At 71.1% G+C, this 23,597-nt stretch carries 23 protein-coding genes and 1 pseudogene; 10 read left to right on the top strand and 14 right to left on the bottom strand.

Annotated elements, in window-relative coordinates; genetic code table 11:
- Positions 1-56 precede the first annotated feature (56 nt).
- From J2S58_RS14280 to J2S58_RS14265, 4 genes are read right to left on the bottom strand one after another with little or no spacing between them, the layout of a single operon-like run.
- Positions 57-1,175, bottom strand: a complete 1,119-nt coding sequence (locus J2S58_RS14280; protein ID WP_205257802.1) for an ABC transporter ATP-binding protein — start codon at positions 1,173-1,175, stop codon at positions 57-59.
- Positions 1,176-2,066 (bottom strand): ABC transporter permease, encoded by an 891-nt coding sequence (locus tag J2S58_RS14275; RefSeq protein WP_205257801.1) that lies wholly within the window; start codon positions 2,064-2,066, stop codon positions 1,176-1,178. It lies immediately after the preceding gene.
- The gene (locus tag J2S58_RS14270; RefSeq protein ID WP_205257800.1) at positions 2,063-2,983 is read right to left on the bottom strand and encodes an ABC transporter permease; all 921 of its coding nucleotides are present in this window, start codon (positions 2,981-2,983) and stop codon (positions 2,063-2,065) included. The genes J2S58_RS14275 and J2S58_RS14270 overlap by 4 nt, the downstream gene beginning before the upstream one ends.
- A 12-nt stretch (positions 2,984-2,995) precedes the next feature.
- Positions 2,996-4,249 (bottom strand): ABC transporter substrate-binding protein, encoded by a 1,254-nt coding sequence (locus J2S58_RS14265; protein ID WP_240189239.1) that lies wholly within the window; start codon positions 4,247-4,249, stop codon positions 2,996-2,998.
- A gap of 305 nt (positions 4,250-4,554) precedes the next feature.
- On the opposite strand from J2S58_RS14265, the gene J2S58_RS14260 reads away from it, so the two are divergent.
- Positions 4,555-5,256: a hypothetical protein gene (locus J2S58_RS14260; RefSeq protein WP_205257799.1), complete on the top strand. Its 702-nt coding sequence runs from the start codon at positions 4,555-4,557 to the stop codon at positions 5,254-5,256.
- A gap of 226 nt (positions 5,257-5,482) precedes the next feature.
- Positions 5,483-6,052, top strand: coding sequence for a GNAT family N-acetyltransferase (locus J2S58_RS14255; RefSeq protein ID WP_306828653.1), 570 nt, complete (start codon positions 5,483-5,485; stop codon positions 6,050-6,052).
- Between the two features lie 97 nt (positions 6,053-6,149).
- On the opposite strand, the gene J2S58_RS14250 is transcribed toward J2S58_RS14255, so the two are convergent.
- Positions 6,150-7,349 carry a PP2C family protein-serine/threonine phosphatase gene (locus J2S58_RS14250; RefSeq protein WP_205257798.1) on the bottom strand — a complete coding sequence of 400 codons (1,200 nt, stop codon included), beginning with the start codon at positions 7,347-7,349 and terminating at the stop codon, positions 6,150-6,152.
- 272 nt (positions 7,350-7,621) lie between these two features.
- Here J2S58_RS14250 and J2S58_RS19220 point away from each other — a divergent pair.
- The 4 genes and pseudogenes from J2S58_RS19220 to J2S58_RS14235 form a co-directional block, all read left to right on the top strand.
- Positions 7,622-8,404, top strand: a pseudogene (locus J2S58_RS19220) (alkaline phosphatase D family protein); the annotation flags it as partial.
- Complete coding sequence (locus tag J2S58_RS14245; RefSeq protein ID WP_344470531.1) at positions 8,349-9,260, top strand: alkaline phosphatase D family protein; 912 nt, start codon at positions 8,349-8,351, stop codon at positions 9,258-9,260. The pseudogene J2S58_RS19220 and the gene J2S58_RS14245, both read left to right, overlap by 56 nt.
- A 4-nt stretch (positions 9,261-9,264) precedes the next feature.
- Positions 9,265-10,581, top strand: coding sequence for an alkaline phosphatase family protein (locus tag J2S58_RS14240; RefSeq protein WP_205257796.1), 1,317 nt, complete (start codon positions 9,265-9,267; stop codon positions 10,579-10,581).
- Between the two features lie 101 nt (positions 10,582-10,682).
- Complete coding sequence (locus J2S58_RS14235) at positions 10,683-10,907, top strand: hypothetical protein (protein WP_306828650.1); 225 nt, start codon at positions 10,683-10,685, stop codon at positions 10,905-10,907.
- Between the two features lie 398 nt (positions 10,908-11,305).
- Here the strand turns inward: J2S58_RS14235 and ppk2 are convergent, their stop codons facing one another.
- From ppk2 to J2S58_RS14190, 9 genes are all read right to left on the bottom strand, one after another.
- Positions 11,306-12,253: a polyphosphate kinase 2 gene (gene ppk2, locus J2S58_RS14230; protein ID WP_205257794.1), complete on the bottom strand. Its 948-nt coding sequence runs from the start codon at positions 12,251-12,253 to the stop codon at positions 11,306-11,308.
- 248 nt (positions 12,254-12,501) lie between these two features.
- Positions 12,502-13,281, bottom strand: a complete 780-nt coding sequence (gene pstB, locus J2S58_RS14225; protein ID WP_205257793.1) for a phosphate ABC transporter ATP-binding protein PstB — start codon at positions 13,279-13,281, stop codon at positions 12,502-12,504.
- A 63-nt stretch (positions 13,282-13,344) separates the two neighbouring features.
- The gene (pstA, locus tag J2S58_RS14220; RefSeq protein ID WP_205257792.1) at positions 13,345-14,436 is read right to left on the bottom strand and encodes a phosphate ABC transporter permease PstA; all 1,092 of its coding nucleotides are present in this window, start codon (positions 14,434-14,436) and stop codon (positions 13,345-13,347) included.
- A complete protein-coding gene (pstC, locus tag J2S58_RS14215; protein WP_240189238.1) occupies positions 14,433-15,638 on the bottom strand; it encodes a phosphate ABC transporter permease subunit PstC in 1,206 nt (401 codons plus the stop codon). The genes pstA and pstC overlap by 4 nt, the downstream gene beginning before the upstream one ends.
- Positions 15,639-15,816: 178 nt before the next feature.
- Positions 15,817-17,049, bottom strand: a complete 1,233-nt coding sequence (gene pstS, locus J2S58_RS14210) for a phosphate ABC transporter substrate-binding protein PstS (protein WP_205257791.1) — start codon at positions 17,047-17,049, stop codon at positions 15,817-15,819.
- A 449-nt stretch (positions 17,050-17,498) separates the two neighbouring features.
- Positions 17,499-17,729: a hypothetical protein gene (locus tag J2S58_RS14205; protein ID WP_205257790.1), complete on the bottom strand. Its 231-nt coding sequence runs from the start codon at positions 17,727-17,729 to the stop codon at positions 17,499-17,501.
- Between the two features lie 25 nt (positions 17,730-17,754).
- Entirely contained in the window at positions 17,755-18,906 is a 1,152-nt protein-coding gene (locus J2S58_RS14200) for an inorganic phosphate transporter (protein WP_205257789.1), read from the bottom strand.
- A 293-nt stretch (positions 18,907-19,199) separates the two neighbouring features.
- Positions 19,200-20,126 carry a mycothiol synthase gene (gene mshD / locus J2S58_RS14195; RefSeq protein ID WP_205257788.1) on the bottom strand — a complete coding sequence of 309 codons (927 nt, stop codon included), beginning with the start codon at positions 20,124-20,126 and terminating at the stop codon, positions 19,200-19,202.
- Positions 20,123-20,827, bottom strand: coding sequence for a winged helix-turn-helix transcriptional regulator (locus tag J2S58_RS14190; RefSeq protein WP_205257787.1), 705 nt, complete (start codon positions 20,825-20,827; stop codon positions 20,123-20,125). Before J2S58_RS14190 ends, mshD begins: the two co-directional genes overlap by 4 nt.
- A gap of 217 nt (positions 20,828-21,044) precedes the next feature.
- Here J2S58_RS14190 and J2S58_RS14185 point away from each other — a divergent pair, with 217 nt between their 5' ends.
- The 4 genes from J2S58_RS14185 to J2S58_RS14175 all read left to right on the top strand — a co-directional run bounded on the left by J2S58_RS14185 (position 21,045) and on the right by J2S58_RS14175 (position 23,321).
- The gene (locus tag J2S58_RS14185; protein WP_205257786.1) at positions 21,045-21,767 is read left to right on the top strand and encodes an LmeA family phospholipid-binding protein; all 723 of its coding nucleotides are present in this window, start codon (positions 21,045-21,047) and stop codon (positions 21,765-21,767) included.
- A gap of 88 nt (positions 21,768-21,855) precedes the next feature.
- Positions 21,856-21,942, top strand: coding sequence for a putative leader peptide (locus J2S58_RS19215; RefSeq protein ID WP_370881874.1), 87 nt, complete (start codon positions 21,856-21,858; stop codon positions 21,940-21,942).
- A gap of 173 nt (positions 21,943-22,115) precedes the next feature.
- Positions 22,116-22,955, top strand: coding sequence for a sulfurtransferase (locus J2S58_RS14180; protein ID WP_205257785.1), 840 nt, complete (start codon positions 22,116-22,118; stop codon positions 22,953-22,955).
- A gap of 69 nt (positions 22,956-23,024) precedes the next feature.
- Positions 23,025-23,321 carry a DUF1416 domain-containing protein gene (locus J2S58_RS14175; protein WP_205257784.1) on the top strand — a complete coding sequence of 99 codons (297 nt, stop codon included), beginning with the start codon at positions 23,025-23,027 and terminating at the stop codon, positions 23,319-23,321.
- Positions 23,322-23,597 lie beyond the last annotated feature (276 nt).

Genomic DNA, 23,597 nt, shown 5'->3' with positions numbered 1-23,597 from the left:
CCCGGCACCACGACCCGTGAGGGTCGGGTGCCGGGCTGTCGTGTGTCCGGGCCACGTCAGGCCGGGACCGCCAGTGCCGCCACGGAATCGGGGGACGCGGTCACCGAGGTACCCGGACCCAGGTGGCGGGCCCGGTCCGACGAGATGTGCACCGTGAGGACGAGCCCGTCGCCGAGCTCGACCCGGGTGCGACCGAACGCGCCCAGGAAACTGGTCGAGACCACCACACCGTCCCCCGGCCCGGCGGGTGCCCCGGGAGCGGTGGGTACCAGGTGGATCGACTCGGGTCGCAACAGCACGCGCACCCGACCGTCGACCGCCGAGCCGGGGAGCAGCGGCACCGAGCGGCCCAGCACCTGGACGTATCCGGCGTCGGCGACACCCGGGACGCTGTTGCTGATCCCGATGAACGACGCCACGAACGGCGTCGCCGGGCGGGTGTAGATCGCGTCCGGGGTGTCGATCTGCTCGAGCCGGCCGTCCCGCATGACGCCGACCCGGTCGGCGACGGCCAGCGCCTCCTCCTGGTCGTGGGTGACGAACAGGGTGGTGATGCCGACCTCGGACTGGATGCGCCGGATCTCCTCCCGCAGCTGCACCCGGACCTGCGCGTCCAGCGCGGACAACGGCTCGTCGAGCAGCAGCACCCGCGGCCGGATGGCCAGCGCCCGCGCCAACGCGACCCGCTGCTGCTGACCGCCGGACAGCTGGTGGGCGTACCGGCCGGCGGCCGAACCCAACCCCACCAGTTCGAGGTGTTCCTCGGCCGCCCGCCGACGTTCGGCGCGGCCCTGCCCGCGCAGCCGCAACCCGAACTCGACGTTCTCCCGCGCGGTCATGTGCGGGAACAGCGAGTAGGCCTGGAACACCATGCCCATGTCCCGCTTGGCGGCCGGCACCCCGGTGAGGTCCAGCCCGGCCACCCGCAGGGTGCCCTCGTCGACGTCCTCGAGTCCGGCCAGGGCGCGCAGGGCCGTGGTCTTGCCGCAGCCGGACGGGCCGAGCAGCACCACCAGCTCGCCGGGGGCCAGGTCGAGGTCGAGCCCGGCGAGCGCCTGCACGGAGCCGAACCGCCGGCGCAGACCGCGCAGCTCGACCGGGACTCCGGTCGGGGCCGCGACATGAGCTGCAGCCGAACGCTTGTCGGGGGCGGACGTGTCGAGCTGCTGGACCATTCAGGACTCCTTGCGGGATGCGGTACGGCCCGGCCGGCGGCGTCCGCTGATCAGCGAGAGGCCGAGCAGCAGCACGAAGACCAGGACGAGGGCGAGCAGGGCGATGGCGGTCGCCAACCGGGGTTCGGCCTGCGACACGGTGTAGATGCCGGTCTGCAGGTTGTTGCGGCTGAGCAGCGACGCGACGGTGAACTCGCCCAGCACCAGGGCCACCGACAGGAACGAGGCGGCCAGCAACGCGCCCCGCAGATTGGGCAGGATCACCCGCCACACCAACGTCCACCAGCCGGCGCCCAGACTGCGGGCCGCCTCCGAGAGGGTGGTCACGTCGATGGCCGCCAGCCCCGCGTCCAACGACCGGTAGGCGAACGGCAGCACCAGGATCACGTAGGCGAAGCACAGCCAGATCGCCGACGTCGACAGCACTTCCGACACCCCGCGGTAGATCGGGGCCAGCCCGACGACCAGCACGATCGCCGGGATGGTCAGCGGCAGCAGGCAGAGGAACTCCATGGTGCGACGCAGTCCCGGCACCCGCATGCGCACCCAGATCATGGTGGGCACCAACAGCACCGCCATCAGGACGACGGTCAGCACGACGAGCACCGCGGAGGACAGCAGGCCGTCCCACAACGGCCGGTAGCGGCTGGAGAGCTGCTCCGGATCGACCAGCGCCGCCCACGCCTTGCCCGTCCGCTTCCCACCGAGAGTGCGGGTGGAGAAGTCGAGCATCGCGATCAGCGGGATGAGGAAGAACGCCAGCACCGGGGTGAGAACCGCCCAGCGCAGCAGTGCCGCCCGACCGCGACGGCCGAGCCGCCGACGGCCGGTCCCGGGGGGCGTCGGGGACGGGCGGGCGGCCGCGGGTGAGCGGTCGGTCGCGGTCGTCATCGCAACCACCGCGCGCTGCGCCGGCCCAACCAGGCATACCCGGCCATGACGACGGCGACCACGACGACCATGCCCAGGGCCAGGGCACTGGCCAGATTGCCCTGACCGAGGTTGACGTCGCTGATCAGGGCGCCGCGGATCTGCAGCGGCACCAGGGTGTTGTACTGCGTGATGAGGGCGGCCGCCGTGGCGTAGGCCGAGAAGGCGTTGGCGAACAGCAGCAGCGCCGACCCGAGGAACGCCGGCGCCAGCAGCGGGCCGCCGACCCGACGCCAGAACACCCATCCCGTGCCGCCGAGACTCTCGGTGGCCTCCCGCCACTGCGGGCGCAGGCCCTGCGCCGCGGGCAGGAAGACGATGACCATGAGGGGGATCTGGAAGTACGTGTAGACCAGCACCAGGCCGGGGAACTCGTACAGCCATCCCCCGGTGGAGGCGACGCCGACGTCGGCCAACAGGGTGGTGACGAGCCCGGTGGTGCCGACGGTGGCGATGAAGGCGAAGGCCAGCATCACCCCGCCGAACTGGGCCAGCACCGAGCAGGCGGCGACCACGACCCGGCGCAGCACCCCGTCGGCCCCGGCGGCCAGCACCACGGCCACGACGCCGCCGACCACCGCGCCGATGACGGCGGTGATCGCCGACAACGCGATGGACTGCACGAACGCGTCACGGACCGACGCGGAACCCATCTCGCGGAAGTTGGCCAGGGTGAACCCGTCCGGTCCCCGGAAGGCGCCGACGGCGACGAGAACCGTGGGCAGCAGGAGGAACAGGGCCAGGTAGGCGAAGAACGGCACCGTGGGCAGCAGCGCGCCGGCCCGGACCCGGCTCCCCCGCACGGGGGGAGCCGGGTCGGTCGACGCGACACCGAGCGGTGCGAGGCCGCCGGCGGGGACAGGGGTCGCGACATCCATGACGGAGGGGGATCAGCTCCCCATCGCGGTGGCCCACTGGGCCGTCAGCACGTCGTTCGCCGCGGTGGTCTGGGCCGGGGTCAACGTGGTCAGCTCACCGTCGGCGGTCGGCAGGTTCGCCGCGACCGACTGGTCGAGAGTGCCGTCGGCGACCATGGTGTCGTACAGGACGGGCTTGGCGCCGCCCTTGACCCAGAGGTTCTGCGCCGCGGGCGAGTACAGGAACTCCTGCCACAGCCGGGCTGCGGCCGGGTGCGGGGCGTCGGCATTGATGGCCTGCACGTAGTACGAACCGAGCGCGGCACCGGAGGGGATGAATGTCTTCCACTCGATGTCCTCGTCGGCCAGCGCCTTGGTGTACCCGAGCTGGTTGTACGACCAGTCGAAGACGACGCCGGTCTGCCCGGAGAGCACGGTGGCCGGGGTGGGATCCAGCGGCAGGAACGAGCCGGACTCCTTGAGCTTGCTGAACCAGGACACGCCCGCGCTGATGTCGTCGGCGCTGCCGCCCGAGGCCAACGCGGCCATGACGACACCGTTGAACGCGGCGCCCGCCTCCGTCGGGTTGCCGTTCAGGGCCACCGCATCGGCGAACTTCGGATCGGACAGCTGATCCAGCGAGGTGATCTCGCCGTACTTGGTGGCGTTGTACCCGACCGTCATCAGGCCGGTGTAGTCGTTGACCCACTTGCCGTCGGGGTCCTTGTTGCCCTCGGGGATGGAGTCGAACGTGGCCACCTTGTACGGGGCGAACGAGGCGACGTTCTCGGCGGCGACGGCCGGGCCGAGGTCGAAGACGTCGGGGGCCTTGTCGGTGCCCTGGTTGGCCTGCGCCGCCTGGATCTCCTGGGCGGAGGAGGCGTCGGGCTGCTGCGACTCGACGGTGATCCCGGGGTAGGTGTCCTGGAACAGTTGGATGATCTCGCCGTAGTTGGCCCAGTCCGGCGGCAGCGCGATGACGTTCAACGCGCCCTCGGCGGTGGCCGCGGCGACCAGCCCGTCCATGCCGCCGAAATCGGCGACCGACGTGGCGGTGGCGGCGTCACCCGACGCGGCGGAGCCGCTGCCGGAGGCGGTGGTCGAGCTCGAGCCGGCCGAGCCGGACGCGGCCGAGGTGGTGGCGGCCATCGACGACGCGGCCGCGGAGGTGGCCGCCGAGGTGGCCGCCGCGGACCCGGTGGTCGAGGACCCACAGGCGGTCAGCAGCAGGGCGCTCGCGGCGGCGAGGGCGGCGACCCCGTACGGGGTGCGACGGGAACGGGACATCAGGAGCACTCCGGAGTGAACATTCCCGGCACGTTCCGCCATCCGGATGCCGCGGCGGTGACCGTCCGTGGGACCACGTCTGGACGGCAGGTGAACCGCTGGCTCCGCCGGACGATGGCCGAATCGGTGGGGCGCGATTTCCCCCACAGAGACGTCACCGCCACGGCGGGTTCGAACTCCCCGTCGCACAGGCTTTCTCGAGAACCGGATGGGTGGCGCCGCGGAGGTGTACCGTTCAGAGGAGTAAATTCTCCCAGGACCACGCCCCGCCGGGTCGACCCTGCGACAGGGATCGAAGTGGTCTGATGGATGTCGTCGATGCGTTCCGGGCTGCCGCCGACTCGGCGATCGACCGCCACCCGCAGTGGGGCGATCCGGCCCTGCTCGCCACCCGGCTGTCCTGGGCCATCGCGGCCGTCCTGCACTCCGATGGCGCCGGCCTCAGCCTGTCCTCCGGGGACGGGCTCCGGGTCCCCCTGGGGTCCAGCAGCGAGCCCGCCGCCCTGGCCGAACGCCTGCAGTTCACCACCGGTGAGGGACCCTGCCTGGAGGCCGAGACCACCGCGGACCCGATCATGGCCACCGAAGCGGTGATGACGCACACCTGGCCGATCTTCGCCGGGCGACTGCTGATCGAGACGCCCTTCCGGTCCATCTTCTCCGCCCCCGTCGCCGGCGTCGGGACGATGGACGTCTACTTCACCGGCCCCGCCGGGTGTCTCACCGTCCCGGTGGGTGATGCCGTGCTCGTCGCCGAGCAGGTCAGCGCCGCCCTCAGCGACCCCCGGCACGTCCGGACGATCGAGAACGAGGTGACCACCGGGGACGCCGGAGGTCGGCACCTGGTCAACATCGCCATGGGCATGCTGACCCAGGCCCGCAGCATCTCCTTCCCCGACGCCCTGGCCGCACTCCGGGCGCACGCCTTCGCCGCCGATCTCACCCTGGAGCAACTGGCCGACGCCGTGGTGGCCGGCACCGTTCCCGTCGGGGATCTGCTGCCCTGAGCGGCGCCGGTCGGGTGTCTGCCGGCTGCGGAACGGCGCTGCAGGTCCCCCTCGGTCCGGGCCGGCGTCCGGGGTCGTGCTGGTTGTCCTCGCCCACCCACCTCGGGCAGAGCGAGGTGACCCGAGGACGTGCCGCTCTCGGCAGGGCGGCACCGAGCTCCGTCACCTGCCCGCACACCGACCAGGGTCTCGGCTTGCGACACACCTGGTTCCCTACGATGCCCGAGTGGGCACGACAGCGGGTTCCATCACCTGGCAACCGCTGACCGCTGCCGACCTTCCGCTGCTGGCCGGCTGGCTGCGCGATCCGCAGGTGGCGCGGTGGTGGAACCACGAGTACACCGCGGAAGCCGTGGAGCGGGACTTCGGCGGGAGCGTGCGGGGTGAGGAGCCCGGCGAGGACCTCGTCGTGTCGCTCGACGGACTCGCTGTCGGGCTGCTGCAGCGCTCGGTGATCAGCGACTACCCGGGAGAAGTCGCCGAGTTCGCGGCGATCGTCGACGTGCCGGACGGGGCCGTCGAGCTCGACTACCTCATCGGCGATCCGTCGCTGCGGGGTCGTGGACTCGGGCCGCGGATCATCGCGATGGCCGTCGAGCGCACCTGGGACGACCACCCCGCCGCCTCCGCCGTGCTCGTGGCTGTGGTGGCCGCGAATGTCGCGTCGTGGCGGGCGCTGGAGAAGGCGGGCCTGCGGCGGATTGCCGAGGGAGCCATGGAACCGGACAACCCGGTGGACGACCCGCTCCACTACATCTACCGGGTGGACCGGCCCGTGCGACCGGCCCGGGCGTGAGCAGGTCCTGCCCGATCATCCCGCGGAGGACGGTCATGTCTCCGGGTCCGAGACCCACCCCGGTCACCGGGTGAGCGGGTCACCGGCCGTCAACCGGTCAAGCGGCCGGGAGGCGCCGCGTGGCCAAGACGGTGAGGGCCTTCCCGGGTGCCCGGTCCCGGCCCATCAGTTCCACCTCGGCCAGAGCACCGGCGATGGTGTCCGAGCCGCGGAAGAGGTCGGCCAGTTCGGCGAGGTGCCCCATCGATCCGTCCCAGAGCTGCAGCACCCCGTCGGTGAACACCAGCAACGTGTCCCCCGGGTCCAGATGGGCAGTGCGGATCCGTGCGGTCGAACCGGGCAGCACTCCCAGCGGCAGGTCCGGGGTCCCCAGGTGTTCGTGGCCGCCGGCGGCTCGCACGATCAGTGCCGTGCCGAGACCGGCATCGACGAAGGAGATCTGGCCGTCGCGGTGGATCCGGCCGTGGAAGACGGTTGCGTAGGACCCGGTGCGCTCGAGCTGGTCCTCGACCAGGACAGTGGTGTCGCCGACCAGGTCGGCGAGTTCTCCCCGAAGGCTCAGGGCGGCCACCGTGGCGCCGATCATGGCGGCGTTCAACCCGGCCGCCGAACCGGTGGCCATCAGATCGCCCAGGGTGATCTCCAGGGTTCCCGGGAGCGACCGCCAGTGGACGAAGTCGCCGCGCAGGCCCACCGACGGGACACTGAGCACGCCGTTGTCGTAACCGGGCAGCCAGGGGGCCTCGGCCGGACCGGCGGCTCGTTGGGTGGCGGTGGCGAGGTCGTGATCCTCGACCGCGGCCAGTTCGCGTTCCACCCAGTGGGCCATCTCCTGCAGCAGCGCGGCCTGCTGCGGAGAGAAGGTGCGCGGTGTGGTGTCCAGGACGCACAGCGCACCGACTCGTTGTCCGGTACCGACGGTCAGCGGGTAGCCGGCGTAGAACCGCAGGTGGGGGTCCCCGGTGACCAGAGAGTTGTGCTCGAACCGGGTGTCGGCCAATGCATCCTCGATCACCATCGCGTCCTCCTGCTGCATGGTGTGCGCGCAGAACGATTCCTCGCGGGTGACGTTGAGGTCGGCGGGGCCCCGCTGGGACACCGCGAACTGCCGGTCGGCACCGACCAGGGACACCGCCGCCATCGGCATGCCGAACACCGTGGACGCCATGCGGGTGATCCGCTCCAGGCGCTCCTGCGGGGCGGCGTCGATCAGGCGCAGTTCGCGGAGAGCCTGGAGCCGGACGATCTCGGCTTCGGCGTCTGTTCCTGGCGCGCTCGTCGGAGATGCGTTGACCATCGTCCACCCCGCTGTCGGCATTGCCGCTCGATCGTCAGCCGCGTCCAGGGTGAACCCGTGGATCTGGTGACGCGCGGTGGTCGGACATTAACCAGGGGTTGCGTTTTGTCCCGGTGAGCCGGGCAGGACACTGCTCCCGAGCCTTGGTCGTTCCCCGTCGAACGCCAACCGCGTCGAGCCTGTGCCCCGTCGGAGGGACCCGCCAGGACGATGCGGGGCATCCTTGGTGACGCCGCCGCCGGGGGTTCACCCAGTGGTGGTCATCCGGATGTGTGTGCTGGGCAGGCTTGCCCGATGAACCCCCAGGCCGGCATCCCCCGCCGCACTCTGCTCAAGGGCGGGGCCGCCACCGCCGCTGCCTTCTCCCTCGCCGCGATGACACCACCGTGCTGCGGCGGGGCACGACACCCACCAGCGCCGCCCGGGACCACACCGTCAAGGTCGTGGTCGACAGGCTCACCCCCTACACCCGGTACTTCTTCCGGTTCTCCGGTTGCGGGGCCACCTCTCCGGTGGGACGGACGCAGACCGCGCCGGACGAGGCGGGGGTGACCCACGCACTCCGGCTGGCCTTCGTGTCCTGCAGCAACTACACCGGCGGCTTCTTCACCGCCTACCGGGGCCTGGCCGCCCGGGACGACCTCGATGCGATCCTGCACCTCGGCGACTACGTGTACGAGTACGGCAACGACCCGGGCGAGACCGGGGTCGCCGGCTCCGGCGACCGGTACGGCCCGGCCGGCCTCATCGGCGTCCGCGACCACAAGCCCGAGACCGAGATGGTCTCGCTGGCCGACTACCGCATGCGCCACGCGCTCTACAAGACCGATCCCGACGCCCAGGCCGCGCACCGTCGGCACCCCTGGATCGTCATCTTCGACGACCACGAGATCGCCAACGACGCCTACGCGACCGGCGCGGAGAACCACGAAGCCCAGGACGACCCGGACACGTCGTACACCGGCCCCGGGGAGCCGGCCGGGGTGCGGGCCGAGGGCGATTTCCTGGCCCGCCGGGCCCGGGCCTTCCAGGCCTACATCGAGTGGATGCCGATCCGGGCTGCCCGAGCAGTACCAGCCCCAGCCGCACCGGGGGCGACAGTTCTTCCGACGTTTCAGCTTCGGCGATCTGGCCGACCTGTCGGTCATCGAGACCCGGCAGAACCGCAGCCAGCAGGTCCCCACCACGGCGAACGGGCTGGTCAACCCGGCGCTGGCCGACCCGAAGCGGCATCTGCCCGAACCGGACCAGCTGGCCTGGCTGACCGCCGGGGTCGAGAAGTCTCGCAAGTGCTGGCATCTCATCGGCAACCAGACCGTCTTCGCCAAGGTCTACGCCGTCCCCCGCACCGGGGTCCTCCCCGGCCAGGTGTTCAACGCCGACCAGTGGGACGGGTACCAGGCCGACCAGGCCACCCTGCTGGCCGCCATGGGACGGGCGACCACGAACCCGGTCGTGCTCACCGGGGACATCCACTCCTCGTGGGCCAACGACCTACCTCGGGACACCACGACCTACCCGGTTGACCGGAACTCGGTCGGCGTGGAGTTCGTCTGCCCCTCGGTGACCAGCAACGGTTTCAAGGAGGCGCTGGGGTCGGCGGCCGCCGCCCAGGGCGCCACCGCCGCGTTCCAGACGGTCAACCCGTGGGTGCGTTTCCTGGAGGGCATCGGACACGGGTTCGCCGTCCTGGACGTCACCCCGGAGCGGGTGCAGACCGACTATTTCTCCATCCGCAGCAACGGCGACAAGGGCCTGGCCGTCGACCCCCGCCTCGATCCGAACGCCACCGTCGGGTACGAGACGTCGTACGTGTCGCTCAAGGGTTCCCGCCGGGTCACCGGGCCCGTCGCCCAGCTCGGCGCCCGACGCGACGACCCGCGCCCGGCCCGGCGTCCCGGACAGGGCTGAGAACATGTCGACGACCCCGCAGACACCCGCACACGACGCAACCGGCGAACCCGGTCCGCGAGATCCGCTGCGGCGCAACTTCTTCCGCGCCGCTGCGCTCGGCGGGGCGGCGGTGCTGTTCTCCACCGCGACCCCGGCCGCCGCGGCCGGGGTCGCCGGCGGGCTCCGGGTGTACGTGGTGGTCGTCGACGGCACCCGGCCCGACGAGATCGGCCCGGTGTTCACCCCCCGGTTGCACCGACTGCGCACGGAGGGCACCTGGTTCCCGAACGCCCGTTCGCTCCCGGTCATGGAGACCATCCCGAACCACGTCATGATGATGACCGGGGTGCGGCCCGACCGGTCCGGCGTCCCGGCCAATGCGGTGTTCGACCGCGCCGAGAACGTGGTCCGTGACCTGGATCGCCCGTCCGACCTGCAGTTCCCGACCCTGCTCGACCGGGTGGCGGCGACGGGCCGGACGACCGGGTCCGTGCTGTCCAAGAAGGATCTGTTCGGCATCTTCGGTACCCGGGCCACCACCCGCTGGGAGCCGTTCCCGCTCCTGCCGATCACCGAGCACGCCCCGGATGTCGCGACCACGAACGCGCTCCTCGCCATGGTCGACGGGGTCGATCCGGATCTGGTCTTCGTCAACCTCGGGGACACCGACCGGGTCGGGCACAGCGATGTCACCGGGACCACCGTGACGGCGGCGCGCACGGCGGCCCTGCTGAACACCGACACCCAGGTCGGCCGGTTCGTCGACCACCTGCAGGCGACCGGGCGCTGGGAGCGCTCGGTGCTGCTGGTGCTGGCCGACCACTCGATGGACTGGTCGCGGCCCGACAGCTTCATCTCGGTGAACCAGATCCTGCAGGCCCGCCCCGACCTGCAGGCCGGGGTCCGGATCGCCCAGAACGGCGGGGCGGATCTCCTGTACTGGTTGGGGTCGTCGGCCTCCCGTCCGGCGGCACTCGCGGACATACGCCGGCTCGTCACGGCGCACCCGGGCGTGCTGTCCGTGCGGACCCCGGCCGAGCTGCGGCTCGGCGCCCGGGCCGGTGATCTGGTCGCGTACTGCCGGCCGGGCTGGCGGTTCACCGACCCGACGCCCCTGTCCAACCCCATACCGGGGAACCACGGGCACCCGGCGACCGAGCCCATCCCGTTCCTCGTCGCCGGCGGCCATCCGGCCGTCCGCCGTGGTCGGGTGGTCGAGCAACGGGTCTGCACGATGGACATCGCCCCCACCGTCGGGCCCATGTTCGGTCTGGCCGCACCGCCCGGCGGGTACGACGGGTCCGCTTTCAGCAGCGCGTTCTCGGTCACCCAGCACTGACCCGGGGCCCCGTCCTGCGTCCGTTCGGGTGGCGTGGTCGTTCACCTCGGGGCTGTAGCTTGCCCACGGTCACGATCACTGGGAGCGAATGGGACAACCCGGTGGAGAGCAACGAACCGATCCTCTGCGACGTGCAGGGTGGTCCGGCGAACGGCCGGCAGATCCGGGTCGCACCGGACTCGACGGAGACCCGTCTGCCGGCGGCGAGCGTCATGGTGCAGGTCGACAACCACACCGACGCCAAGGTCGTCACCGTGCAGTACCGCCGCGGGGAGATCTCCGACGACACGCATCGCTGGGTGTACCGGCCCGCACCGACCGGCTGACGCGACCCCGAGCGGCTCCGACGCGGCCCGGGGCGCAATGCGCACCGTGCCGATTCCCGACGCAGATGCCGTCACCCTGCGGGGCGACCAGAGTCGGTGCATGACTGGTCTGGACGCCGCGGGTGCTCGACGAGTGAGACCTCGCCGGCCGACCGCCCCGCGTCCACGCGCCGTTCACCACGCCGTCGATCGTCTTCGCCATCCTCACGGCGGGGGTCGCGTGCAGGAGATGGTGTGACGAGATGGCAACGCGCCTGGTGGGCCTTCACCGGACGTCCGATCGCCGGTACCGGGAGAGCCCGGCCGATGCGACCACCGGCCTGGTGGCCCACCGTCCGACGGGCCGGTCCGCAGGACCGGACCGGCCCGGACTCCCCCGCCGCGGACCGGCCGGGGGCTCACCTCCCCGGGTGCGCCCACTGTGCGCTCGGTCCCGCCTCGACCGAGTCGGCCCCCGAGCCGACGATCAACGGGTCGGGCCGGCCGACGAGATCCCTGTCCTTGTCGGCGTAGTCGAGCGTGGCCAGCACGTGCCGGATGGCGTTGATGCGGGCCCGCTTCTTGTCGTTGCTCTTGATCACCGTCCACGGGGCGTAGGGGGTGTCGGTGGAGAAGAACATCGCCTCCTTGGCCGCGGTGTAGTCGTCCCACCGGTCGAGCGAGGCCAGGTCGGTCGGACTGAGCTTCCACTGCCGCACCGGGTCGATCTGCCGGATGACGAACCGGGTGCGTTGCTCGGCCTGCGTCACCGAGAACCACAGCTTGATCAGGTGGGTGCCGCTGTCGACGAGCATCCGCTCGAACTCCGGCGCCTGACGCATGAAGTCCAGGTACTGCAGCCGCGTGCAGTAGCCCATCACCCGCTCGACCCCGGCGCGGTTGTACCAGGACCGGTCGAACAGGACCATCTCCCCCGCGGTGGGCAGGTGGGCCACGTACCGCTGGAAGTACCACTGCCCCAGTTCCCGCTCGGAGGGCTTGTCCAGCGCCACCACCCGCGCCCCACGGGGGTTGAGGTGCTCGGTGAAACGCTTGATGGTGCCGCCCTTGCCGGCGGCGTCCCGGCCCTCGAAGAGCAGGACCACGCGCTGGCCGGTGTCCTTGATCCACCGCTGGAGCTTGAGCAGCTCGATCTGCAGCGCCCGCTTGGTCGACTCGTACTCGTGCCGAGTCATCAGCTCGTCGTACGGGTAGTCCTCCCGCCAGGTCAGCACGGGCTTGCCGTCCGGGCCCAGCAGCACGGGGTCGTCACTGCGGTCCTCGTCGAAGTCGACCTCGAAGGCGCGGAAGCCCGACAGGTCGGTGAAGCGGTCGAGTCCGGTCGGGCCGGGCAGGGTGTCGGTCATCGGGAGTTCTCCAGTCGTTCCGCGGATGGGGGCGCAGGCCGTGGCGGGGTGTCGGGCGGCCGCGTCGCACCGGGCGCCGCCCCAGGGTGCGACCCGCCGAGGTGGCGATCAACGCCGCACGGATGAACACCGCGCGACGAACCGGCCCGGAGCGCGGGCAGGCAGGAACACAGCGGGGGACGGACCTCTCGGCCCGTCCCCCGCTGCGGTGGTGGTGATGCGCCCGGTCGTCGGGCGAGCGTTCCGGCTCAGCCGAAGCGGCCGGAGATGTAGTCCTCGGTCGCCTTCTGCGACGGGTTGGAGAAGATCTTCGCCGTCTCGTCGTACTCGACCATGCGGCCCGGCTGGCCCACGCCGGCCAGGTTGAAGAAGGCGGTCCGGTCGGAGACCCGGGCGGCCTGCTGCATGTTGTGGGTGACGATGACGATCGTGTAGCTCGACTTCAGCTCGCTGATCAGATCCTCGATGGCCAGCGTGGAGATGGGGTCCAGGGCCGAGCAGGGCTCGTCCATGAGGAGGACCTCGGGCTCCACGGCGATGGCCCGGGCGATGCACAGCCGCTGCTGCTGCCCGCCGGACAGGCCCGCACCCGGCCGGTTGAGCCGCTGCTTGACCTCCTCCCACAGGTTCGCGCCGACCAGCGATCGCTCGACGATGTCGTCCAGCTCGCGCTTGTTCTTGCGGGTGCCGGCGATCTTGTACCCGGCGATGACGTTGTCGTAGATCGACATCGTCGGGAACGGGTTCGCCTTCTGGAACACCATGCCGACGGTGCGCCGCACGTTCACCGGGTCGACACCCGGGCCGTACAGATCCTCGCCGTCGAGCATGACCTTGCCCTGGACGCGGCCACCCGGGATGACCTCGTGCATGCGGTTGAGCGTCCGCAGGAAGGTCGACTTGCCGCAGCCGGACGGGCCGATGAAGGCGGTCACCGTGTTGGGGGCGATGTTGACCGACGCGCCCTCCACGGCCAGGAAGTCGCTGTAGTAGACGTTCAGGTCCTCGACGTCGATGCGCTTGGCCATGTCAGATTCCTTCTGCGACTGCGGGTGTGGAGGCGATCAGGGTCAGGGGTGCGGGGCCGCGCATCAGCGCGCCTTGGGCTGGAAGGCCCGGGCCAGCAGTCGCGCGCCGATGTTCAGGATCAGCACGAGCAGCACCAGGGTCAGCGCCGCGCCCCAGGCGCGGGCTTCGGTGAGGTCGTTGGACGTGGTGCCGGCCCGCTTGCCGAGCTGGTCCCACACCATCATCGGCAGGGTGGCCTGGTCACCGGAGAACGGATCGTTGTTGATCCGGCTGGTGTAGCCGACGAGGAGGATCAGCGGGGCGGTCTCGCCGGTGACGCGGGCGACGGCCAGCAGCGCGGAGGTGATCAACCCGGACAGCGCGGTGGGCAGCACGACCTTGAGCACCGTGCGCCACTTCGGCACACCGAGCGCGTAGGACGCCTCCCGCAGGTCGCGCGGGACGAGCTTGAGCATCTCCTCCGAGGAGCGGACCGCCACCGGCACCATCAGGATGGCCAGCGCGATCGCGCCCGCCGCACCGAACGGGCGCATCCCGAATCCGAGCAGCAGGAAGGTGTAGACGAACAGACCGGCCACGATGGACGGCACCCCGGTCATCACGTCGACGAAGAAGGTCACCGCCTTGGCGAACGCGCCCCGGCCGTACTCGACGAGGTAGATGGCGGTGAAGATGCCGATGGGCAGGGCGATCACGGCGGCCAGGGCGACGATCTCCAGCGTGCCGATGAGGGCGTGGTAGAGCCCGCCGCCCTCGCGGCGGCTGGTCACCCCGTTCATCGACTTGAAGAAGAAGTCGCTGTTGAAGACGGTGACGCCCTTGACGGTGATGTAGCTCAGGATCAGCACCAGCGGGACCAGCGCGGCCACGAACGAGCTGCAGATCAGGGTGGAGGCGAAGCGGTCCTTGGCCCGACGGCGGCCCTCGACCGAGAACGACCACCCGGTGAGCACGATGATGAACAGGGCGGCGGCGGTGAAGAAGGCGGTGCCCCACCCGGTCCAGCTGAGCAGGGTGCGGATGCCCAGGGCGAGCACCACCGCGACCCCACCGGCCGCGTACGGGGCCCAGTTCGGGATCCGCGCACCCACCAGGTCGGAGGTGACCGGCTTGCCCCCGGCCTCGCGCTGCAGGGTCGAGGTGGGGCGGCTCATGACGTGAACTCCTTGCGTCGGGCGATCACGATGCGGGCGGCGGAGTTGACCACCAGGGTGATGACGAAGAGGAACAGGCCGGCGGCGATCAGTGCGGCGATGGCGACGGGACTGCCGCCCGCCTCACCGAACTTCAGGGCGATGGTCGACGCGAACGTGTCGCCGCCCGGTTCGGTCAGGTGCCAGTTGATGCGGAACCCGGAGTTGAGCACCAGGGCGACCGCGATGGTCTCGCCCAGGGCGCGGCCCAGGCCCAGCATGGCGGCCGAGATCATGCCCGCGCGGCCGAAGGGCAGGACGGCGGTGCGGATCATCTCCCACTTGGTCGCGCCCAGCGCCCAGGCCGCGTCGATGGTGTCCCGCGGGACCTGCAGGAACACCTCGCGGCTGACCGCCGAGACGATCGGGATGATCATGATGGCCAGGATGATGCCGGCGATCAGCAGGGACTTGCCGTACTGACCGGCCGTCGTGGCGGTCTGGTTGTCGAAGAAGGGCAGCCAGCCGAAGTAGTCGCTGAGCCACTTCTGGAAGCCCTGGGTCTGCGGGATGAGGAAGTACAGACCCCACATGCCGAACACCAGGGACGGCACGGCGGCGAGCAGGTCGATCACCGCGCCCAGCGCGGTGGCCGCCCGGCGGCGGGCGTAGTGGGAGATGAAGAGCGCGATGCCGATGGCGATCGGGACGCCGATGAGCATGGCGATGAACGCGGAGACCACGGTGCCGAAGAACAGCGCGGCCATGCCGAACACCGGCGGGCTGGCCTGCGGGTTCCAGGTCTGCGTGGTGAAGATGTTGCCCTCGTTGTCGGTGAAGGCCGGGATCGCCTTCCACACCAGGAACACCGCGATGGCCGCCATCACCACCAGCAGGATGCCGCCGGACCCGGCCGCCAGGCCCTGGAAGACCTTGTCGCCGATCCGGACGGAGGACCCGGTGATGGTGCTGCGCCCGGACCCGTCGGCCGACCGCTGTCCGGGCCGGTCGAGGACGACCGGCGGCGTCGTGCCGCCTGCCGCAGCTCCAGCCACGGGTCCGTGACCGCCTGCGGTGGCGGCCAGGCGGGAGGCGACCGCGTCGGTGGCCTCGGTCTCGTGCGCCTGCGCGGCGCGATGGAGCTCGGCCTCGGCCTCGGCCTGGTCGGGGTCGGGCCGACCGTTGTCGTCGGTCATCGACGCCTTCCCGGGGGTGTTCGCCATGTCTCCTCGTTGCGAGCGACGGGTGGGGCTGCGGTCATGGAGTAGATGGTGGGGCATCGGGGCCCGCACCGCGGTGAAATCTCGTTCCGGAGATCCGGAGCACCGGTCCGGCCACCTGCGTGGCCGGACCGGGGAACGGCCCCACCCGCGTCGTGCTGTGCGGGTGGGGCCGGTCGGGTCAGCTCAGGGAGGACACGGCCTCGACGACCTGCGTCTGGATCTCGCTGGGCAGCGGAGCGGCGCCCAGGTCGGTCAGCACGGCCTGACCGTCGGTGGCGGTGTACCCCAGGAAGGACTTCAGGATCGCGGCGTTGTCACCGTTGCCGGCGGAGCACACGATCTCGTAGGTGACCAGGACGATCGGGTAGACCCCGGACTCCTGGGTCGCGTAATCGAGCTTGAGGGCGAGGTCGGGAGCGGTCCCGGTGACCTCGGCCGCGGCCACCGCGGCACCCGCGGACTCGGCGGTCAGCTCGACCGCGCCGGCGCCGTTGTCGATCTTGGCGACGTTCAGGCCGTCGTCGACGGCGTAACCCCACTCGACATAACCGATGGAACCGTCGGTGCCGGCGACCTGCTTGGAGACGCCGTCACTGCCCTGGGCGGCGACGCCACCCGGAGCGGCCCACGCCTTGGCGGCGTCGAAGGTCCAGGCGTCGGGCGCCGCGGCCTTGAGGTACTTGGTGAAGTTCTCCGTGGTGCCGGAGTCCTCGGCGCGGTGCACGGCCTGGATGGCCAGCGCCGGCAGGGTGACACCGGAGTTGATCTCGGCGATCTCCGGGGCGTCCCAGCTGGTGATGGAGCCGTTGAAGATCCCGGCCAGCACGGCCGGGGTCAGGGTCAGATCGCTGACACCGGACACGTTGTAGGCCAGGGCGATCGGCCCGGTGACCATCGGCAGGTCGATCGCGGTGTTGCCGGCACAGCGGGAGTCCTTGGCCGCAGCGGCCTGGTCCTCCTTGAGCGCGGAGTCCGAGCCGGCGAAGTCGACCTGGTTACCGGTGAAGTCCTGGATGCCCTTGCCGGAGCCGCCGCCGCCGTAGGCGTTGATCTCGGCGTTGCACAGGGAGTTGTAGTCGGCGATCCACTGCTCCATGACCTTGCCCTGGGCGGTGGAGCCCGAGGAGCGCAGGGTGCCCTCGGCGCAGGTGAAGCCGGCGCCCTCGAAGGTCAGCGCGGCGCCACCGGCGGTGGAGCCGGCGGCCGAGCTCGAAGAACCCGAGCTGCTCATCGCGGCAGAGCTGCTCGCGGACCCGGAAGCCGAGCTCATCGCGGAGCTCCCGGCCGAGGCGGCCGAGCTCGCGGCGGAACTGGCGGCCGAGGTCGCCGGCGCGGCGTTGTTGTCACTGCCACAGGCGGCCAGGGTGAGTGCCCCGGTGGTCACCACTGCGAGGAGCAGCGGAGCCCTCATCCATCTCGTCTTCACTCTGGTTGTCCTCCATCGGATCGGTCGGGGATGCACGATCCCCGGCAGGCAACGGGCGTTCACGTCAACCCGTCAGATGGGAAAGCTAGGAGGGCACGGTGACCGGACGGCCGGGGTCTGGTGAACGGGAGGTGAACGAGAACATCGGTCAGATCCGCGCCAGCGGTCTTCTTCTCGCCTGCGTCTACCGCGTTAACGGGGTGAAACGCCCCGAGGGTCCGCCACTGCGGCTACTGGTAGACACGTCACATTTCGGCAATGTGGCACACAGCGTCACGATCTGCGGTGTTCCGACGCCAGTGACAGGCCCCCACCCGAGTATCCCACTCACGGAGAGCGACAGGCTCAACACGATCACCGACGGACGAAGGGCCCCGACCGTGACGGTCGGGGCCCTTCGGCGTGGAGCGGCGGTGGCTCGGGAGAGAGATGTTTCAGTGGAATGCCGGGACGATCAGGTAGATGCCATAGGCCACGATCAGCGCCGAGACCGTCATGCACGCGTAGCCCAACGGCCGGTTGGCGGCCCGCCCGGCACCCCGACCGCCCTGCGCGTCCGCGGTGGACAGGGCGGCGACGCCGAGGGAGTAGATGCCGACCACCAGGGCGGCAGCCACGATGGTGACGACGGCCACGAGGCCGAGCGATGCCCAGTCGATCTTCATGTGCGGTGTCCTGTCTTCCGGGGGATCAGACCGAGGCCGGCGTACGGGCGGTGTCGCTCGCGTTGACCGACACCTCGTGGTGGTCGTTCACGTTCGAGGCGTCCACCGGGTTGCGGCGGGAGAACTTCCAGATGGTGAAGATCGCGGCAGCCAGCGCGAGGACGACCACGATCAGGCCCCAGGTCCCCTTGTCCGCGACGAATGCTGCGGCCGCACCGACCAGCGCGGCGGCCGGGAGGGTCAGCAGCCAGGCGTAGGCCATCTTGCGGGCCACGGTCCAGCGCACCTCGGCGAGCTTGCGGCCGATGCCCGTCCCGATGATCGAACCGGAGGTGACCTGGGTGGTGGAGAGCCCGAAGCCCAGGTGGGAGGAGGCGAGAATCGCGGCGGCCGAGGAGGTCTCGGCGGCGAAGCCCTGCGGGGACTGGATGTCCACGATGCCCTTGCCCATCGTCCGCATGATGCGCCAGCCGCCGGAGTAGGTGCCCAGTCCGATGGCCAGGCCGGCGGTGAGGATCACCCAGAACTGCGGGCCGCTGCCGCTGGCCTGGTAGCCGGCGGTGATCAGCACCAGGGTGATGACACCCATCGTCTTCTGCCCGTCCGAGGTGCCGTGGGCCAGGGCGACCAGGGACGCGGACACCGTCTGGCCGTGCCGGAAGCCGGCCTCGGCGCGCTTGTCGGCCCGCTGGGCGGCGATCTTGTAGGCCAGGAAGGTGGCCAGGGCGGCGGCGATCCCGGCGACCACCGGGGCGACCACGGCGGGCAGCAGGATCTTGGAGATCACCGTGCCGAAGTGGACACCGGAGGCGCCGGCGCCGATCAGCACGGCGCCGATCAACCCACCGAACAGGGCGTGGGAGGAGCTCGAGGGCATCCCCAGCAGCCAGGTCAGCAGATTCCAGACGATGGCGCCGACCAGACCGGCGAACACCATCAGCGGTGTCACCTTCGCGTCGTCGACGATGCCGCCGGAGATGGTCTTGGCCACCTCGGTGGACAGGAAGGCCCCGGCCACGTTCAGCACGGCGGCGATGAGGACGGCGACCTTGGGCTTGAGCGCCCCGGTGGCCACCGAGGTGGCCATCGCGTTCGCGCTGTCGTGGAATCCGTTGGTGAAGTCGAACACCAGGGCGGTGATGACCACCAGCGAGACGATGAACAACGTGGTGTCCACGAAGTCTCTTTCTGCGCGCAGGGGTACCCGGGCGCGGAGACGCCGGGGAGGTGGAGAGTGTCCCGGGAAAGAAGAGGGTCTGCACGGACCCGCCCCGACATCGGCGTCGGCGGCCGGACACGAGCCGCCGGGACGTTCCGGGCGCTTACTTCTACCGCCTGGAACACCCAGGAGGAAAGCCCGGGAGGCCAGAGGCAGTCAAGGTTCACCCTGCGTTCACCGAGCCGGGGGAACCGGACGACCGGAGTGGGCGTTGCGTGACATTCCGCCACCGTCCGCAGTTCCCGGGTCGGTCAGCGGCTGTCCGGAGCCCCCGCGGACCGGGACCAGACCACGTTCTCCTGATGGACGGTGAAACTCCACCTCTCGTACAGCTCGACGGCGCGGGTGTTGTCCGCCTCGACGTAGAGCATCACCGTGCGCAGACCACGGCCGGCCAGGTGGTCGAGCCCCGCCACCGTGAGCGCCCCGCCGAGCCGGCGGATCGGCGACAGCGGGTCGACCGCCAGCACGTACACCTCACCGATCGGGCCACCCGACGTCCCGGCCCCCGCCGCGTCGGCCGGAGGTGGCGTGGGATCGACGGGATGCACCTTGGTCCAGTGGAAGCCGAGCACGGTGTCGTCGTCGGTCACGGCCAGCAGCAGGCCGGCCGGGTCGAACCAGTCCTGGGCCATCTCCAGTTCCAGGCCGGGGAGGTCGAGGCGGCCCTGCTCCGGATGCCAGGCGAAGGCCCGGGCGTTGACGCCGAGCAGGGCCTGCTCGTCCCGACCCGGTCGGAACGCCCGGAGGCGCACTCCGGCCGGCAGATCGGGGGCGACGGGCGGCGGGCCCGTCCGCCGCATCTGCAGCAGGGTGCGCACCCGGACCAACCCGGACCGCTCCGCCAACGCGGCGGCGGCGGGCAGGTTGCCATGGGCCCAGACCCGACCGGCGCGGTCGAGGGCACTCGCGAGCAGGGCACCCCCGCGACCCCGGCCCCGGTGGTCCGGGTGGACGACCAGCTCGGCGGGATCCTGCTCGGGCGCGACGGCGAGGCCGAGCAGCGTCCCGTCGTCGGCACGCAGCGCGACCCGGGCCGGGGCATGGTCGGTGGTCAGGGCTTCCAGGAGATGCCCGCCCAGCGGTTCCACGCCGTCGACGTCGCGGGCCGCAGCCACCAGGGCCCGCACCTCGGCGGTCAATCCGGGCTCGGCACCACTCCGCCAGTCGACGCTCACGCGGACGAACTGGAGCTGGTGCTCTCGTCCCGACGCAGACTCCGCGCCGGCGGCACCATCTTGTAGCCGACGTTGCGCACCGTGCCGATGAGCGACTCGTGCTCGGACCCGAGCTTGGCGCGCAGCCGCCGGACGTGCACGTCGACCGTGCGGGTGCCGCCGAAGAAGTCGTAGCCCCACACCTCGGTCACCAGCTGCTCGCGGGTGAACACCCGACCCGGGTGCTGGGCCAGGAACTTGAGCAGCTCGAACTCCTTGTACGTGAGCTCGAGCGGGCGCCCGCGCAGCCGGGCCGTGTAGGTGTCCTCCTCGATGGTGAGGTCACCCAGGCTGATCAGGCCGGCGTTCGCCGAGGCCCCCGTCCGGGCGGCGAGCAGCCGCAGCCGCGCGTGCACCTCGGCGGGCCCGGCGCTGGCCAGGACGACATCGGCGACGCCCCACTCGGGGCCGATCGCCACCATCCCGCCCTCGGTGACGACGGCCAGGATGGACACGGCCAGCCCGTCCGCGCCGAGCAGGCGGCACAGGGTGCGTGCGGCGGCGAGATCGTGCCGGGCGTCCAGCAGGACGAGGTCGTACGGACCGGAGGTGACCAGCGAGGCGGCCTCCGGCGCCGCGGCGCGCAACCGGACGGGCAGCAGGTCGAGGGCGGGCAGCACGCCGGCGGACGTGGGGTCACCGGTGAGGAGGAGCAGGTCCACAGCATCTCCCCTCGTCCACGGATTCGGGACGGATCGGTCGAGAGCGGGGTGCCCACCGGGGTGGGCGCGGGTCGGCGACGTTTCGGAAAGTCTAACGGCAGATGACGCACCGTCCCGGCGCAGACCGGCCCGCCACCCCCGGGGTGCGGGGAAAGTCGGCCGAGTCACACAGGCCACCCGAGGGCGCGTTCACGGAACGTCACCGATACACGGCGGGATGCCACAATCAGTCATGCGCAAGCTCATCGTCGCCGCCGTCGTCCTGCTCGTGCTGCTGGTCGGCGCGGACGTCGGTGGGCGGCTGATCGCCCAGCGGGAGATCAGCAAGGCCATCGAGCGCCAGCTGACCGTGGGCGAGCCGGTCAGCACCCGCATCCACGGCTTCTCCTTCCTGTGGCAGGCCCTGCAGGGGAACTACGACGCCCTCACGCTGACCGTGAACCGGCTGGAGGTACCGCAGATCCGGAACGCCGACGTCGCCATCGACCTCCGCGACATCACGCTGCCGCTGTCCGACGCCCTGTCGGGCAACACCGACAACCTGGCCGCCGCCACGGGGACGGCCCGGGTGGTCATCTCCGCGGCCGACCTGAGCGCGGCCGCCGGTGGACGCGCCCTGACCCTGGCCCCCGCCGCCGACGGCGCCATCGCGGTGACCACCACCGCCGAGGTTCTCGGCCAGACCGTCGGCATCACCGCCACGGTCGACGCGAGCGTGGTCGACGACGTGCTCACCCTGCGGGTGGAGGGGCTGGGCGCCGGAGCCGACGGGCCGGCGCTGCCCAGTGACCTCACCGCCTCGCTGAACGGGGATCTCTCACTGAGCGTGCCGCTGGCCGGCCTGCCCTTCCCGATCACCGGCGCGACGGCGAGCGTGGTCGACGGCGACCTGGTGCTCAGCGCCGCCGCCGCCGACATCCGCGCCGCCGACCTGCGCTGACGTCCCGGCCCGCCTCGGGCCACGGCCGCCACCGGCCCGGTCGCCGACCGTGGCGGGGCCCCCTGACCGGGGCTGATACCGTGACCCCATGGGCCCGTTGCTGACCAGTCGGCGCGCCGTCGACCTCGTGCGGGTGGGCAGCGCGCTCTGTTGTCCCTCCGGGCACCAGGTCTGACCCTCCGGTCGACCTCTCCGCAGCCGCTTCCGCCCCTCCGGCGACGCGCGGTCTGACGGAACCCCCGAGACCTCACCGTCCGGGTCTGCCCTCTCTCCTCCCCCCGTGGCCGCGCCCTGCGGCCGTGCGTCCACGCACCAGTTCCACCGATCCCAAGGAAACGGAGCACCACCATGAGCCGCGAGGACTCCCTCGTCACCACCGCCTGGGCCCAGGACAACCTGGACACCCCCGGCCTGGTCTTCGTCGAGGTCGACGAGGACACCAGCGCCTACGACACCGGCCACCTGCCGGGCGCGGTGAAGATCAACTGGAAGACCGAGCTGCAGGATGCGGTCCGCCGCGACTTCGTCGACCGCGAGGGCTTCGAGAAGCTGCTCTCGAGCAAGGGCATCTCCAACGACGACACCGTGGTGCTCTACGGCGGCAACAACAACTGGTTCGCCGCGTACGCCCTCTGGTACTTCAAGCTCTACGGCCACGACGCGGTGAAGCTCATCGACGGCGGCCGCAAGAAGTGGGAGCTGGACGGTCGTCCGCTCACCACCGACGTGTCGCAGCGGACGCCCACCTCGTACACCGCGGCCGAGCAGGACCTGTCGATCCGCGCGTTCCGCGACGAGGTCGTCGCGGCCATCGGCACCCAGAACCTGGTCGACGTGCGCTCCCCCGACGAGTTCTCGGGCAAGCTGCTCGCTCCGGCGCACCTCCCGCAGGAGCAGGCCCAGCGCGGCGGCCACATCCCCACCGCCCTCAACGTCCCGTGGTCCAAGGCCGCGAACGAGGACGGCACCTTCAAGTCCGACGCCGAGCTGGCCGAGCTGTACGGGTCGGTCGGGCTAGACGACAGCAAGGACACCATCGCCTACTGCCGTATCGGCGAGCGCTCCAGCCACACCTGGTTCGTGCTGGCCGAGCTGCTCGGGAAGAAGAACGTCAAGAACTACGACGGCTCCTGGACCGAGTACGGCTCGCTGATCGGGGTGCCGGTCAAGACCGGCGCCGAGTCCTGATCCCTGCCCGGCAGCATTCCGCCCGACCCGTTCCCGAAACCCGACCCGCACCGACCCGAAGGACCTGACATGTGTGGCGCACCCGAACAGACCCTCGATCTGCCGCCCGGCACCAACACCGTCGACCAGGCGGTTCTGCAGGGAAAGGTGCTGCACGGCGCCGACCCGGTGGGCGGGGCCTTCGTCCGACTGCTGGACGGCACCGGTGAGTTCACCGCCGAGGTCGTGAGCTCGCCCGCCGGCGACTTCCGGTTCTACGCCGCGCCCGGTTCGTGGACGGTGCGCGCCCTGTCCCGCTCCGGCAACGGCCAGGCCAGCGTCACCACCGCCACCGGCGTGTACTCGGTCGACGTCGTCCTGGACTGATCGAGTCGGTCCGGCCGGCCTGCTCCACCCCGACCGGACCCGCCACCGCCCGGCCACCGGCACGGGTGGTGGGTCCGACGCCGCGGTGTCCCTCCGGATGCCGCGGCGTCGGCGTGTCCGCACCCGCCGCGTGGTGGTGAGCCCGGGCACCGCGCAGGCCCGCCCGTCACCTGGACCGTTAGGGTGGACCCGTGCTGGAAATCTTCTACACCGGACTCCTCGTCGTCGTCGGGATCGCGGTCATGTGGTTCGCGGGCTACGTCGTCTACCGGCTGC

This window comes from Nakamurella flavida (assembly GCF_030811475.1).
In the GTDB taxonomy this organism is placed as follows: domain Bacteria; phylum Actinomycetota; class Actinomycetes; order Mycobacteriales; family Nakamurellaceae; genus Nakamurella; species Nakamurella flavida.
This window is presented reverse-complemented; position numbering and strand designations above follow the sequence as displayed.